Source organism: Luteibacter sp. dw_328, assembly GCF_018449605.1.
GTDB lineage: Bacteria > Pseudomonadota > Gammaproteobacteria > Xanthomonadales > Rhodanobacteraceae > Luteibacter.
The window spans coordinates 380,291-393,037 of sequence record NZ_JAAVUW010000001.1; the positions used below are offsets into that span (position 1 = coordinate 380,291).

A 12,747-nucleotide genomic window follows, 5' to 3' on the forward strand; every position below is an offset into this window, starting at 1 on the left:
CTCGCGGGTCAGTGTTTGCTGTCGAGCTGGTTCTGGACATTCGCCACGCCGGGCACGCCTTTCACGATCGACTCGACGCGCGCCTTCTCGGCCTCGTCCTTCACAGGGCCGCGCAGGATGACCGTGCCGTCGGAGGCGATGAACTTGACGTTGTGCGCGGACAGGGAGAGCGAATCGTCACCCACGATGGCCTTGCGTACGGCGGCGGCGACCTTGATGTCTTCCGCGTCGTTCGGCTGGTCGAAGGCGGTGGTCTGTCCACTGTGCCGGTCGCGCTGGTTGATCTTCGTGTTGTCGGCTTTCGGCGCGTCCTGGGCAAACGCGGCGGTCGCCGCGAGGGCGGTGACGAGGAACAGGACAGTGGATCGTGTGGTCACGGTGAGGCTCCGTGGCTGCGGTGCGCGCAGTACGCCTCAGCGACCGTGAAACGCCGGTGCAGCCGGCGCGATGGTCACGCTGCGCGGAAGGTCACGACCAGCACATCCCGGTGGGAGGCCTTGCTCTGGTCCAGCGGCGTGACCGGCGTGACGCCGTGGAACACGCGCGGATCGTGGATCAGGGCTGCGTCGAATGCGTGGGCGAGCGTGAACTCACCCAGCGAACGCCCGTCGGGCGCGTGAATCGTCGTCGTGCCGCTGGCGATGTTTTCGCGATCGATCAGGAGCACCAACACGTAATCGACGCCGTCACGGTGGCTGCCTTCGGGCGTCGGCTCGCCTGCCGCACCGGCCGTGGCCTCGATACGGAACTGGTGTGCCTCGACGTGCCACTGGGCCACCTCCGGGGACAGTCCGCCGAAAAAGTCACGGCAGAAGTCGAGGATCGCGCGCAGGGTCTCGCTCTGGGCGATCTCCGGCAGCACCGGCGCGAACCAGCGCTCGATGTCGCCTTGCAGCGTGTTGTACGAGAGTGTCTGGAAGTGCGCCTGGTGCGGGCGGGCTTCGACGTGACCGAACGGCGATGCAGCGAACACGGCATGGCGGCGTCGGCGAAAGCGCCCGGTTGCCGCGAGGTACGTGTCCGGCTCGAGCGCATTCCAGCTGGCGGCGAATGCCTCCCAGTCGGTCACCGGCGCGATGTGCTCGACCAGTCGGCGCATGGCGTCACCCTGCACGAAGGCGAAGCCCTCGTCGCGAACCTGGTCGTGGAGGGTGGTTTCGGTCGCTTCGAGGGGGACGTTCATCGCCCCAGTATACGACCCCGACGCCCGGGCCACCTGCGGCAAACAGGCCCGCTCAGGGCGTGCGTAGCGGCTGGGGCTTATCCAGCGCGGCAAGGAGCGCGCCGTCGCGCTGGTATACGTCCGGCTTGTAGGCCAGCTTGCCATCCTCGCCGATGTCCACGGTCCAATAGGCCAGCAGCACCGGTACAGAGGTGGGTAGCGTCACGTTCTGCGTCTTCTTCGTGGCGATGCGATCGTCGATGGCCTGCCGATTCCATTTCTGGTCGTCGTTGAAAAGTAACTGCACGAGTTCGAGAGGGTGCTCGACGCGGATACAGCCCGAACTGGTGTCGCGCCTGGCCTTCGAGAAGAGGTCCTGGTGGGGCGTGTCATGCAGGTAGACGGAGAAGGAATTGGGGAAGCGGATCACCACCTGGCCCAGCGAATTGCCCGGGCCTGCATCCTGACGCAGCGTGATGCCGCGCGGGTTCGACCAGTTCACACCCGATGCGGAAATCGTGTTGCCGGCGCTGTCGAGCACGCGGATGCGGTTGTTGGCCAGGTAGGCGCTGTTGGCGCGGACCTTCGGCAGGATGTCGTTCTTGAGGATCGTCGGCGGGACGGTCCAGGTCGGATTGAACGTGATGTAGGTGATCTGCGAGCGAAAGATCGGCGTGCTGCGGTAAGGCTTGCCGACCTGCACGCGTGACTTCCACACGGGCTTGCCATCCCGGTAGAAACTGATCTTGTAGCCGGCCACGTCGACGACCACGAAGGTGCCCTCCAGGGCATGCAGCAGCCAGCGCGCGCGTTCAAGGTTCACACGCACCTGGCCGATGCGTGTTTCGACCGGTACGTTCAGTGCCGCGAGCGTATCGGTACCGACGCTGCCGTCGGCGTCCATGTACTGATCGGCCTGGAAGCGCTTTACGGCGTCGGTCAAGGGCGAGTCATAGCGATCCCCGTGGGCGAGGGTAGGGTCCAGGTAGCCTCCGGCGACGAGCCTCGCCCTTAGTGCACCCACACGTGGATCCTTCATGCCCGGCTTCAACGACGGGCCATCGGGAACCAGGGGCCAACCGCCCTGGGCCGCGGTGGCGCGCAGCTGCGTGAGTGCGTCGCGCAGTTGGGCATAGAGCGGGTTTTGCGGACGTGCCATGGCGAAGGCCTGGTCCACGCTGCTTTCGTCGATCGCGGTCTGCAGCATGGACATGCCCTGCTGTGCATCGATCGAGGCGGGATCGAAGTTCCAGGTGGGGTCCAGGCGCATGGGGTCCACCTTGCCGCGTGCCAACTGGACCAGTGCGGTGATGTACGCACCGGTCGCGGCGACATCGAAATCCGCACGCCGCTCGGGTGAAGCCGTGGCCCAGTCGGGCGCCTCCGTGGTGGCTTTCAGGGCGGTCAGGCCGTAATCGTCCGGAAGCAGACCGTCGCCTTCGACCGAGGCGAGGCCGGCCAGCAGCTGCTGGACGTTAGCGGGCTGGGACCACGCGGCGGTGAAGTGGCGCTGGGCATAGAAGTCGCTCACCGCCTTGCCGAGTGCGGCGTCGGGCCGGCTCAAGGGACCGCCCTGCAGAGGGGTCATCTGCTGGATGCGCCCATAAATCGCGGTACCCACGAGGTCGTCGGCGGGTGGGGGCGTGGGTGCCGCGACGGTGGCTGCGGTGGCGGGTAGCTGGGCCACGATCGGCGGAGGCGAGGCCGCGGAGGCTGCGCTTGGCGGTGCTTGCGCCGCGACGGAAAGCGGCAGGAGGGCGGCGATGAGCGATACGCAAAGCCTGCCGTGTACGTATTTTTCCATAGTCATTATCTATCGATTCCAGATTCGTTGGTGTAACTGCACGCTTTCACACAGTTCAAGGGCAGCGATGTGACGGTGTTGTGGTCAATAAATGATCAGCGCGTTAGGATGCCCCGTCGCAACACCACCCGGCTCACCGCATGATTCGATCGCTCCGAACGCTTATCGCGTCCGCGCCGCTCCTCGGCGCCGCATTTTTCCTCCCCGCCCAGGCCCACGCCGCCGACACGCTCGGCGATGCACTGGCCAAGCTGGCGCCCTCCGCCGACCCCAAGGTGATCGGACTTGCCGTCCAGGCATCGGAATGCGCGCAGACACAGGGTGGTGCCCCCTCCGACCGCCTGGCCGTGATCGATTATTCGAAGCCGTCCTCGGAGCCGCGCCTGTGGGTGTTCGATACCGTGAAGCGGAAGCTGTTGTTCCAGGAGCTGGTCGCCCATGGCAAGAACAGTGGTGACGCGAATGCCACACGATTCTCCAACGCGCCGGAGAGCCTCGCCTCCAGCATCGGCCTCTTTCGCACGTCGGATACCTACATGGGAAAGAACGGGTATTCGCTGAGGCTGACCGGGCTCGAGGCCGGTGTGAACGACCAGGCGCTGGCCCGGGCCATCGTGATTCACGGCGCTGCCTATGTGAACGAGGCCATGGCGAAGGTCGCGGGTCGCATCGGTCGCAGCTGGGGCTGCCCGGCCGTCCGTATCGCGATCGCGCACCAGTTGATCGACGCCCTCAAGGGCGGACAGATGGTGTTCTCGTACTACCCCGACAAACGCTGGCTGGCCTCGTCCGGCTACCTCAAATGCACGAACGGCCAGCTGGCACATGTCGAAGCCAACGCGATCGCTCGCGCCGGTGGCTGATGGCAAGCGTCCGAACCCGCTAGAATCCCGGGACCTAACCGTGGAATCCAGCATGAAACACGTTCTTGCGATCGCCGCCACCGTCCTCCTCGCCGGTTGTGCCACCAGCGGCATGAAGGACACCTTGCCCAAGCTCAGCAGCAAGTCGGACAAGACCGTGACGGCCTACGTGCAGTGCGTGTTGCCCAAGTGGCAGGCGCTGGCGCCCGATGCCAAGGGCGACGCGAAGGACGCCAAGGGTACGGTCACGGCCAGCAAGGATGGCTCTTATGAGCGCCTGGAAATCACGGCCAACGGATCCGGTTCGCAGGTCGTGATGTACGAACTGAAGAAGCCGAAGAGCGACTACAACAGCAGCTATCGCGACGAAGCGATCTCGTGCCTCTCGTCGGCTGCCCCCGCCGCGCCGATAGCTCCCGCGGCACCGGTTGCCCCCATGGCACCGGCTGCTCCGTCGTCGTCGGCTACGCCTCCGGCCCGGTAACCGGGAGCTCGATGGGCTCGACCAGTTCGGGCCCATTGTTTTTTGGCGAGCTGACGGCCTTCGTCACGGGGTAGTGGACGAGGTCCGGTTCGTTAGCCGCGTCCAGCAGCGCGACGGCCTTGTCGGGCGCTGCAAACAGCCAGTCTTCCCAGGCATCCGGCGCGAGAATCACCGGTTGCCGGTCGTGGATGTCGCCGCCGATCTTGCCGGGTTCACCGGTGATGATGGTGTACGTGCGCAGCGGTTGGTTGTCCGCGTCGCGCCAGGTTTCCCATAAGCCCGCGAACAACATCAGGCTGCCGTCGGGCGGCCGGATGAAGAACGGCTGCTTGTGGCCTTTCTCGCCCTGCCACTCGTAGTACCCCGATGCGGGAATGAGGCAGCGCCGACGGCGCATGGCGGCACGGAAGGCGGGCTTGGCGGCGATGCCTTCGCGGCGTGCATTGATCAGCTTCGCTCCGATGCTCATGTCCTTCGCCCAGGAAGGAATGAGCCCCCATCGGTGCAGACCCACGTGCAGTTCGGCATCTTCCGCCGTGACCACGAGTGCGCGCTGGGTAGGTGCGATATTGAAGTGATCGTCGCGCTGGTTGATCTCGCTGGTCAGGTCCAGCTCGAGGCGCTCGAGCACCTCGCGGGCATCGCGCGACATGCTTACCGGGCCATAGGTGGCATAGCGTCCGCACATGTCGACGGCGTCGGTGCGTCCGTCAGGCGACCGGCCGTGCCAGGCGGGCCCGTTCGACGGCGTCAAGCAATTGCTCGCGGTCGAAGGGCTTGACGAGGAACACGGCCGAACGCGGTGCCGGCTCGAGGTCTTCCGGCAACCGGCTCGATACGATCACGATGGCGGTGTCCGGCCGATCGCGAAGCGCGGCATTGAGCAGTTCCCTGCCACGCCGCTCGCCCGGGGTGTCCGCGTGCACCACCATCAGGACCAGCTCACTCATTTCCTGAAACGCGCGCCGGGCCTCCCGATAGGTCACCGTCGCCCGGGTCTGATAGCCGGCGTCCTCGAGGACCATGGCCACCGTCTCGGCAACCATGCTCGCCCGATCGAAGACCAGGGCGGAGGGAATGGCTGATGGATTAGAGTTCATGGGCGGATTCTATCCCTCCCAGACTCTCCGTGGGGTGTCAGCCCGTGGGTTCCCGCGGCGGCCAGGCGCCGTTGATCGTCTTGACCCGCGCCATCAGTTCGCGAACCTCCTGATTGCGATCGGCGACGCGCTGCTCCTCCGCCGCTTTTTGCGCGGCGAAGTCCTGATTGGTGCCCTGCACGGCGTCGTTGACCAGGCGACAGGTCTCCTCGACGTTGCTGGCGCGGGTGTGAAAACCCAGTCGGTCGGCGAGGATTTCCATCTTCAGCCCCGGGTGGGTCTGTTCGAGGGCACGGGCGCGGACGATGAAGAACTGCTGCCAGTCGCGCTCGGGTGCGCCGCTGAGCACGGCCTCGACACGGGGAATGTCAGGACGGTCGAATTGCTCGGTGTCGTCGATCGCTTCAAACGATTCGATGTCGATCCAGTCTCGGCTGGCCATGGGCGCTTCCTTAGGGAGTGTGGCGCGGGATTGTTGGCGGGCGGGTGTCTACGCGGCGTGGCGGCGCTGATGCGGGTGCGTATTCACAGATCGTGCACGGGCGGAAACCAATGCTCTTCACATTCCCCGCGGAGCCACTCCCATGCGTTATCTCGCCCTTGCCGGCGTCGTGCTGCTCGCCGGCTGCGCCACCCAGAACCAGCGCCACGTCGGCATACACGACGTCCTTTCGAGCACCACGTTCTCGAATCAGGACACAACCGATGGCGACGCGACGCTCAATATCGTCCGCGAACAAGGCCTGTGGGGCGCCGGCTGCTCCAATGCCGTCTATCTCGACGACAAGGTCGTGGCCGATATGGAAATTGGGCAACAGCTGGTCCTTCATGTCCCTGCCGGCACGCGCAAGCTGAGCGTCCTGACGCATGGCGCATGCAGCGGCGATCGTCTGGATGTCGACGCGTCGGTCGGCCAGGGCGAGACGAAATCCTTCTCGATCCCCGCCAGCGGCGAGGGCTTGACGGCACAGGCTCCGCCCAAGGCCTGAAGCGGCTTGTTATCTTCGCCGTGAGGGCGTAAGAATCGAGACAGGCACAACCGCCCGAATGGGAGTGGCATCGTGCATCGTCGAACCGTTGGCCAGTATTCGGTGGAAGTACGGACGCTGAGAGCACCCTCCGGGGTCTGGAAAGCGGCGTACATCGTCGAGCCCGCACTTCATGCGGGCCCGCGTGATTTCGTCATGATCACGCTGCTCGAAGAATTCGAGGACGAACGGGTGGCGGTGAATGCGGCGATGGAGCGGGGCATCAGCCATGCAGACTGGCTCGACCTGGCGCGCACCACCTCGGCCGGTTGACGTGACCGGCCCGGCGACCTCCTCGTAACGCCTCCGCGACGATAAGCCACCTAGCTTCGCTTGCATGAGGGCCGCCGGCCCTCTCCGGCGGAGTGTCATCCTTGCAGCGCACGATCCTCTACGTTCCCTTCAATGCCTCGGCACACGGTCAGTGGACCCTGCGCCGTAATGCCGAACTGGTCGGTCAGTTCGCGACCCGTGACGATGCCATGCGCCATGCGCTGACCCTCACCAGTTCGATCCAGAATCTGCCGGGACATGAGGTGGCGATCAAGGTCGAGGATGAAGCCGGCATCTGGCGGGTTGCCGACGGGGGCACGCCCTGACCCTCGAGGTATGAACAGTTTCGGCAGGCGTCGCACGATTTGAGATCGCCGGGCGGGATAAGAGGCGTCCCTGCCTCCCGGATGCCGCCATGGCCGCCTACCTCACATCCCGCCTGACCGACGAGGCGGATTCCGCACTGGCGACTAACCATGACGGAAGCACGCTTGCGCGGCGACTCAGCGACAAATACAGCGACCGGGTCGCGACGGCCTTCACCGTCTTCGGTCGGGAAGGGCAGTTCGTACCCTTGCCCGACAATCTGCCCGCCGGCCTGTCGAAGGCACTGACCGCCCACGGTATCGAGCGCCTTTACAGCCACCAGCAGGAGGCCTGGGAAGCCGCCCGCTCGGGCAGTCATGTCCTCGTATCGACGCCGACCGCCTCGGGCAAGACGCTTTGCTACACGTTGCCGGTGATCGCCTCGGTGCTGGAGGCCGGCGCCAAGGCCTTGTACCTCTTCCCGACGAAGGCACTCGCCCAGGACCAGGTCGCCGAGTTGCTCGAGTTGAACCGGGCGGGCGACCTCGGCGTCAAGGCCTTCACTTTCGACGGCGACACCCCGGGCGACGCGCGTCAGGCTATCCGCCTGCACGGCGATGTGGTCGTCAGCAATCCCGACATGCTCCATCAGGCCATTCTTCCGCATCACACGAAGTGGGCACAGTTCTTCGAAAACCTCCGTTACGTGGTGATCGACGAGATCCATACCTATCGCGGTGTGTTCGGCTCGCACCTCGCCAACGTGTTGCGGCGCCTGAAGCGCATCTGTGCATTCTACGGGGTGAAACCACAGTTCATCCTGTGCTCGGCCACCATCGGCAACGCTACCGAACATGCCCAGGCCCTGATCGAGGACGAGGTCGCCACCATCACGCGCAGCGGTGCGCCGAGCGGCGACAAGCACATCCTTTTGTGGAACCCGCCGGTGATCAACCCGGATCTCGGTCTGCGCGCATCCGCACGGTCGCAGACCAACCTGATCGCCCGTGTGGCGATCAAGGCGAAGATGAAGACACTGGTGTTCGCGCAGTCGCGGCTGATGGTCGAGGTACTCACCAAATACCTGAAGGATGTCTTCGATCACGACACGCGACTGCCGGCGCGCATTCGCGCGTACCGTGGCGGATACCTGCCCACCGAGCGGCGCGAGGTGGAGCGTGCGATGCGCGCGGGCAACGTCGACGGCATCGTGTCCACGTCCGCGCTGGAGCTCGGCGTCGACATCGGCAGCCTCGACGCGGTCGTGCTCAATGGGTATCCGGGCTCGATTGCCGCCACGTGGCAGCGATTCGGTCGCGCCGGACGACGCCAGCAGCCGTCGCTCGGCGTGCTGGTCGCCACCAGTGCGCCGCTCGACCAGTACCTTATGCGACATCCGGCCTTCCTTACCGAGGCGACCCCGGAGCAGGCGCGCATCCAGCCCGACCAGCCGCTGATCCTGCTCGACCACATCCGTTGTGCCGCCTTCGAACTGCCGTTCGTCGCGGGGGATGCGTTCGGCCCCGATGATGCCGGGCCGTATCTCCAGGTCCTCGCCGAAGCGGAGGTGTTGCACCAGGAAGGCGAGCGTTGGGAATGGATTGCCGACAGCTACCCGGCCAACGCCGTGAGCCTTCGCTCGGTGGCCGATGGCAATTTCGTCGTCGTCGACCGTACGGAAGGCAGGCAGACGATCATCGCCGAGGTGGACTACTCGGCCGCGGCGCTGACGTTGTACGAGGGAGCGATCCACATGATCCAGTCGGTGCCTTACCAGGTCGAAAAACTCGACTGGGACGGGCGCAAGGCGTACTGCACGCGCACGCGCGTGGATTACTACACGGATGCCATCGACTACACCAAACTGAAAGAGCTCGAGTGTTTCGACGGTAGCAAGGCGGGCGAGGGCAGTGCACGTCATGGCGAGGTGCATGTCGTGCGTCGCGTGTCCGGCTACAAGAAGATTCGTTACTACACGCACGAGAACATCGGCTATGGACCGGTGAACCTGCCCGACCAGGAGCTTCATTCCACCGCCGTCTGGTGGCAGTTGCCGCAGACGGTGCTCGACGAAGCGTTTCGCTCACGCCAGCACGCGCTCGACGGATTCCTCGGTGCGGCCTATGCGCTGCACACGGCGGCCGTGGTGGCGGTGATGGCTGAGCCGCGCGACCTGCAGAAGGCGGTGGGTTCGGGCGACGGCGGCTGGTCGGCGCAGGTGGATGCCGCGGGTCGTGGACAGATTCGTGCGCAGGATGGCGGGCTCGCCCTGGCGGACGCGCTCGAGCGCTTCCTGCCCACCGTCTATCTCTACGACAACTTTCCCGGGGGCGTCGGCCTCAGCGAGCCGTTGTTCCGGCGTGCGCCGGAGCTTGTCACGCATGCACTGGCCACGATCGAAGGCTGCGAATGCAAGGCTGGCTGCCCCGCCTGCGTCGGCCCCGTGCTCGCCGCTGATGAGAACCGGGAGGAGACGCCGCGCGCACTCGCCGCGCGCGTGCTACGCCTGCTCGGAGCCGCCGCATGAGCGACCTCGCCTCGAGACTGGCCGCCCTCCGTAAGCAGGCCGGCGGCCGATCTCCAGCTTCTGTAGGAGCCGATTCATCGGCGAACCAACCCGGCCTCAGTCCGAACAAGGTCGGCCCCGCTCCGCCGGAATCGCCGATGAATCGGCTCCTACAGAAGCCTGGCGTCGACCTGGCGGCCCTGCGCCGGATGGCGGGGGTGCGCGAGCGCCTCGGCCAGCCGCGCATGCCACCACGCACCTTTAGCCGTGACGTCCCCGGCGAGGAGATCGCCCCTGGTCTGCGCTACCTCGAGCAGCGCTACGCGTGGCCCGATGCGCCGTCCGAACTCGATCTCACGTTCGCTCGCCTCACCAGCGCGCGTCGCGAACACGTGCTGCATTTCGATACCGAAACCACGGGGCTCGCCGGCGGCACCGGCACACGCGCCTTCATGATCGGTGCGGCCGACTGGCACGATGGCGGCTTGCGCGTACGCCAGCTCTACATAACCACCATGGCGGCGGAAAGCGCCATGTTGCGATCGTTCGCCGACTGGATCGACGCCGACACGGTGCTGGTCAGTTACAACGGAAAATCCTACGACGCGCCACTGCTCGCGACGCGTTATCGGCTCGCTCGCATGACGAATCCACTCACCGGGCTGACGCATGTCGATCTGCTGCACCCCGTGCGCCGCCGATACCGCCAGGTGTGGGAGAACTGCAAGATGCAGACGGCGGAACGAAACCTGCTGCGCATCGTGCGCGAAGACGATCTGCCGGGATCGGAAGCACCGCGGGCATGGCTCACGTATCTTCGCGGCGGGTCGTCAGGGGATCTCGTGCGCGTCGCTGCACACAACCTGCAGGACGTGCGCAGCCTCAGCGGCCTGCTCGTCGAGGCGCACGGTTGGGCCGCGCTGGATGCACGGCATGCGCAGGAAGGTTCGCTGCACGGTAACGAAAAATAGACGCGGTTCCGCGCACGCTCGCTCGAATCCCGTTGAAAGCGGTAAGGAGGCGAAGGCATGAGCGAGGCGACCAAACCCTGCGATCACGACGGGTGCAACTGCCAGGTCCCGGTGTCGCGTGACTTCTGCAGCGAAAGTTGCCGCATGGCGGCCGAAAGCCAGAACGTGGGTGGCGCCTGCGAGTGCGGCCATGCGGCCTGCCAACAGCGGCGCTGACGACGATACGCGAGGAGTACAACATGACCGACGAAAAGAAACAGCCGACGTCCGGCTACCGCGAAGAGAATCTCAAGCCGTCGCAGGGAAAGCCAAAGGTGCCCGGCGAAGGCCATCCGAAGGAATCTCAGAATAATCCCAACCAGAAGCCCGGCAAGCAGGGCTCCTGATGGTGACAGGCAAATATGGGAGCCGCCAAATGTGGGAGCCGCCAAATGTGGGAGCCGCTTCAGCGGCGATAGCCAGGGTGCCGCACCCCCATCGCCGGCATAGCCGGCTCCCACAACGGACTCAGGCCGCCTTGCGCAGCAGTCCACCGATCGAAGCGATAGCGCCACCGATCGCCTGCGTCTTGTGGTCGTCGCTCATGGCGACACCCTCGGCGCGGACGAACTCGATGTCGGTGACACCGAGGAAGGCGAACACCGCGCGCAGGTACGGCTCCTGGAAGTCCATGCCGGCAGCTGGCGAACCCGGGAGGCTGTAAACGCCGCCACGCGAGGACGCGATGATCACGCGCTTGCCACCTGCCAGGCCCTCGGGGCCGGCCGCGGTGTACTGGAAGGTCTTGCCCGCGACGGCAATGCGATCGATCCAGGCCTTGAGCGAGCTCGTAATGCCGAAGTTGTACATCGGCGCACCGATGACAATGACGTCGGCGGCGAGGAATTCCTCGAGAACCGCGGCGTTCTCGGCGGCAGCCGGATCGTTTTCACCGGCCGGCAGGCCCCAATGGCCGAGCGGTGCGGCGTGCAGGTCACGGTAGGTCACGTCGACGCCCGGGTGGTTCTTCACGAACTCCGCCACGACGGCCGCCGTCAGACCGCGGGAAACAGAATAGGCGCCAAGCGCGCTGGCATCGAGATGCAGGAGTTTCATGGGTGTTCCTCAGTCGTAGACCGCAGGATGCGGGACGGAGGAAACGATACGCCGGCGACAATCGCCTGATTAGCCCGCCTGGAGTAGACTCATTGTTCCGAATGAGAAACGACGGATTCCGATGGAAGGCGCGCTGCAGGACCTCAACGATCTGTACTTCTTCGCCTCCGTGGTCGAGCACGGGGGCTTCTCGGCCGCCGGGCGCGCCCTGGGTATCCCGAAGTCCCGCTTGAGCAAGCGCATCGCCCAGCTGGAGGATCGGCTGGGTGTGCGGCTGCTCCAGCGGACCACGCGTCGCTTCGTCGTCACCGAAATCGGTGAGCGCTTCTACGCCCATTGCCGCGCCGTTCTGGAAGAAGCACGGGCGGCGCAGGACGCCGTGGACGAGCTGCGCACCGAGCCGCGGGGCATCGTGCGCGTGAGCTGTCCCGTCTCGCTCGCCCAGAACGTGCTCGGTCCGATGCTGCCGGCCTTTCTGCTCGAACACCCCAAGGTGCAGGTGCGCGTGACCGCGACCAATCGCCGGGTCGACGTTATCGGCGAAGCCTTCGACGTGGCGATCCGGGTGCGCGAGAAGCTCGATACGGACGCCACCCTGGTCCTGCGCAGCATCGGCTTCGCGCGCAACCTGCTGGTGGCCAGCCCGAAGTTCCTCGACAGCAACGGTCGCCCGAAGACCCTCGACGAACTGGCCGCGCTGCCGGCCTTGTCCATGTACGAGCATGAAGGCGCGCAGGTGTGGGAGCTGGTCGACTCCAACGGCAAGAAGGCCGCCGTCGAGGTCAAACCGCGGCTGGTCAGTGGCGATTTCTCGATGCTGATCGCGGCTGCCGTGCAGTGCTGTGGCGTCGCGCTGTTACCCGAGGATTACTGTGGCCCGTTGATTTCCAGCGGCGAGCTGGAATGGGTGCTGCCCGAGTACACCACGGCCCAGGGGACGCTGCACTTCGTCTACCCGAGCCGCCGTGGCCTGCTGCCGGCCATTCGCAGCTTCGTCGACTTCCTCGCCGATCGCCTGCCCAAGGCGCAGGCCGAGTTCCACAAGGACTGCGACAAGGTGGCGGCCGATCCCAGCCAGGCAGGAGCGATCAAGATGGCGCGCATGTTAGGATCGAGCCCTTCGGCCACGTTTGGCCATCCAAACGAGTAAGGATG

Annotated in this window: 16 protein-coding genes; 9 read left to right on the top strand and 7 right to left on the bottom strand. The window is 65.5% G+C overall.

Annotation, left to right across the window (positions count from 1 at the left end; translation table 11 throughout):
• Nucleotides 1-8 precede the first annotated feature (8 nt).
• From HB634_RS01705 to HB634_RS01715, 3 genes are all read right to left on the bottom strand, one after another.
• Nucleotides 9-377 carry a BON domain-containing protein gene (locus tag HB634_RS01705; protein ID WP_197478427.1) on the bottom strand — a complete coding sequence of 123 codons (369 nt, stop codon included), beginning with the start codon at nucleotides 375-377 and terminating at the stop codon, nucleotides 9-11.
• A 74-nt stretch (nucleotides 378-451) separates the two neighbouring features.
• Nucleotides 452-1,183 (bottom strand): 2OG-Fe dioxygenase family protein, encoded by a 732-nt coding sequence (locus HB634_RS01710; RefSeq protein WP_213947280.1) that lies wholly within the window; start codon nucleotides 1,181-1,183, stop codon nucleotides 452-454.
• A 52-nt stretch (nucleotides 1,184-1,235) separates the two neighbouring features.
• Nucleotides 1,236-2,972 carry a L,D-transpeptidase family protein gene (locus HB634_RS01715; protein WP_255548312.1) on the bottom strand — a complete coding sequence of 579 codons (1,737 nt, stop codon included), beginning with the start codon at nucleotides 2,970-2,972 and terminating at the stop codon, nucleotides 1,236-1,238.
• A gap of 134 nt (nucleotides 2,973-3,106) precedes the next feature.
• Between HB634_RS01715 and HB634_RS01720 the strand changes: the two genes are divergently transcribed.
• Together HB634_RS01720 and HB634_RS01725 are read left to right on the top strand one after the other, a co-directional pair.
• On the top strand, nucleotides 3,107-3,829 hold the full coding sequence (locus HB634_RS01720) for a murein L,D-transpeptidase catalytic domain family protein (RefSeq protein ID WP_213947281.1): 723 nt from the start codon (nucleotides 3,107-3,109) through the stop codon (nucleotides 3,827-3,829).
• Nucleotides 3,830-3,881: 52 nt separating this feature from the next.
• Nucleotides 3,882-4,313, top strand: coding sequence for a hypothetical protein (locus tag HB634_RS01725; protein WP_213947282.1), 432 nt, complete (start codon nucleotides 3,882-3,884; stop codon nucleotides 4,311-4,313).
• Here HB634_RS01725 and HB634_RS01730 read toward each other — a convergent pair.
• The 3 genes from HB634_RS01730 to HB634_RS01740 are packed head-to-tail and all read right to left on the bottom strand — an operon-like array spanning nucleotide 4,294 to nucleotide 5,855.
• Nucleotides 4,294-5,067 carry an SOS response-associated peptidase gene (locus tag HB634_RS01730; RefSeq protein WP_213947283.1) on the bottom strand — a complete coding sequence of 258 codons (774 nt, stop codon included), beginning with the start codon at nucleotides 5,065-5,067 and terminating at the stop codon, nucleotides 4,294-4,296. The two genes, HB634_RS01725 and HB634_RS01730, sit on opposite strands and share 20 nt — an antisense overlap.
• A complete protein-coding gene (locus tag HB634_RS01735; RefSeq protein WP_213947284.1) occupies nucleotides 5,024-5,413 on the bottom strand; it encodes a hypothetical protein in 390 nt (129 codons plus the stop codon). Before HB634_RS01735 ends, HB634_RS01730 begins: the two co-directional genes overlap by 44 nt.
• A gap of 37 nt (nucleotides 5,414-5,450) precedes the next feature.
• The gene (locus HB634_RS01740) at nucleotides 5,451-5,855 is read right to left on the bottom strand and encodes a hypothetical protein (protein ID WP_063572610.1); all 405 of its coding nucleotides are present in this window, start codon (nucleotides 5,853-5,855) and stop codon (nucleotides 5,451-5,453) included.
• Between the two features lie 142 nt (nucleotides 5,856-5,997).
• Here HB634_RS01740 and HB634_RS01745 point away from each other — a divergent pair, with 142 nt between their 5' ends.
• The 6 genes from HB634_RS01745 (at nucleotide 5,998) to HB634_RS01770 (ending at nucleotide 10,883) form a co-directional block, all read left to right on the top strand.
• Nucleotides 5,998-6,402, top strand: a complete 405-nt coding sequence (locus tag HB634_RS01745) for a hypothetical protein (RefSeq protein WP_213947285.1) — start codon at nucleotides 5,998-6,000, stop codon at nucleotides 6,400-6,402.
• 72 nt (nucleotides 6,403-6,474) lie between these two features.
• Nucleotides 6,475-6,714, top strand: a complete 240-nt coding sequence (locus HB634_RS01750; RefSeq protein ID WP_063572612.1) for a hypothetical protein — start codon at nucleotides 6,475-6,477, stop codon at nucleotides 6,712-6,714.
• A gap of 101 nt (nucleotides 6,715-6,815) precedes the next feature.
• A complete protein-coding gene (locus tag HB634_RS01755) occupies nucleotides 6,816-7,040 on the top strand; it encodes a hypothetical protein (RefSeq protein WP_063572613.1) in 225 nt (74 codons plus the stop codon).
• 89 nt (nucleotides 7,041-7,129) lie between these two features.
• A complete protein-coding gene (locus tag HB634_RS01760) occupies nucleotides 7,130-9,547 on the top strand; it encodes a DEAD/DEAH box helicase (RefSeq protein WP_213947286.1) in 2,418 nt (805 codons plus the stop codon).
• A gap of 137 nt (nucleotides 9,548-9,684) precedes the next feature.
• The gene (locus HB634_RS01765) at nucleotides 9,685-10,497 is read left to right on the top strand and encodes a ribonuclease H-like domain-containing protein (RefSeq protein WP_255548313.1); all 813 of its coding nucleotides are present in this window, start codon (nucleotides 9,685-9,687) and stop codon (nucleotides 10,495-10,497) included.
• Nucleotides 10,498-10,736: 239 nt separating this feature from the next.
• Nucleotides 10,737-10,883: a hypothetical protein gene (locus HB634_RS01770; protein WP_157504460.1), complete on the top strand. Its 147-nt coding sequence runs from the start codon at nucleotides 10,737-10,739 to the stop codon at nucleotides 10,881-10,883.
• A gap of 121 nt (nucleotides 10,884-11,004) precedes the next feature.
• On the opposite strand, the gene HB634_RS01775 is transcribed toward HB634_RS01770, so the two are convergent.
• Nucleotides 11,005-11,592 carry an FMN-dependent NADH-azoreductase gene (locus HB634_RS01775; RefSeq protein ID WP_063573818.1) on the bottom strand — a complete coding sequence of 196 codons (588 nt, stop codon included), beginning with the start codon at nucleotides 11,590-11,592 and terminating at the stop codon, nucleotides 11,005-11,007.
• 121 nt (nucleotides 11,593-11,713) lie between these two features.
• Between HB634_RS01775 and HB634_RS01780 the strand changes: the two genes are divergently transcribed.
• Nucleotides 11,714-12,742, top strand: coding sequence for a LysR substrate-binding domain-containing protein (locus tag HB634_RS01780; RefSeq protein ID WP_213947288.1), 1,029 nt, complete (start codon nucleotides 11,714-11,716; stop codon nucleotides 12,740-12,742).
• Nucleotides 12,743-12,747: the final 5 nt, after the last annotated feature.

Coding starts and splice junctions, on each gene's coding strand:
- HB634_RS01775 (WP_063573818.1), bottom strand. CDS start 11,592: ATGAAACTCCTGCATCTCGATGCCAGCGCGCTTGGCGCCTATTCTGTT.
- HB634_RS01720 (WP_213947281.1), top strand. CDS start 3,107: ATGATTCGATCGCTCCGAACGCTTATCGCGTCCGCGCCGCTCCTCGGC.
- HB634_RS01770 (WP_157504460.1), top strand. CDS start 10,737: ATGACCGACGAAAAGAAACAGCCGACGTCCGGCTACCGCGAAGAGAAT.
- HB634_RS01725 (WP_213947282.1), top strand. CDS start 3,882: ATGAAACACGTTCTTGCGATCGCCGCCACCGTCCTCCTCGCCGGTTGT.
- HB634_RS01740 (WP_063572610.1), bottom strand. CDS start 5,855: ATGGCCAGCCGAGACTGGATCGACATCGAATCGTTTGAAGCGATCGAC.
- HB634_RS01765 (WP_255548313.1), top strand. CDS start 9,685: ATGAATCGGCTCCTACAGAAGCCTGGCGTCGACCTGGCGGCCCTGCGC.
- HB634_RS01780 (WP_213947288.1), top strand. CDS start 11,714: ATGGAAGGCGCGCTGCAGGACCTCAACGATCTGTACTTCTTCGCCTCC.
- HB634_RS01715 (WP_255548312.1), bottom strand. CDS start 2,972: ATGACTATGGAAAAATACGTACACGGCAGGCTTTGCGTATCGCTCATC.
- HB634_RS01745 (WP_213947285.1), top strand. CDS start 5,998: ATGCGTTATCTCGCCCTTGCCGGCGTCGTGCTGCTCGCCGGCTGCGCC.
- HB634_RS01735 (WP_213947284.1), bottom strand. CDS start 5,413: ATGAACTCTAATCCATCAGCCATTCCCTCCGCCCTGGTCTTCGATCGG.
- HB634_RS01710 (WP_213947280.1), bottom strand. CDS start 1,183: ATGAACGTCCCCCTCGAAGCGACCGAAACCACCCTCCACGACCAGGTT.
- HB634_RS01760 (WP_213947286.1), top strand. CDS start 7,130: ATGGCCGCCTACCTCACATCCCGCCTGACCGACGAGGCGGATTCCGCA.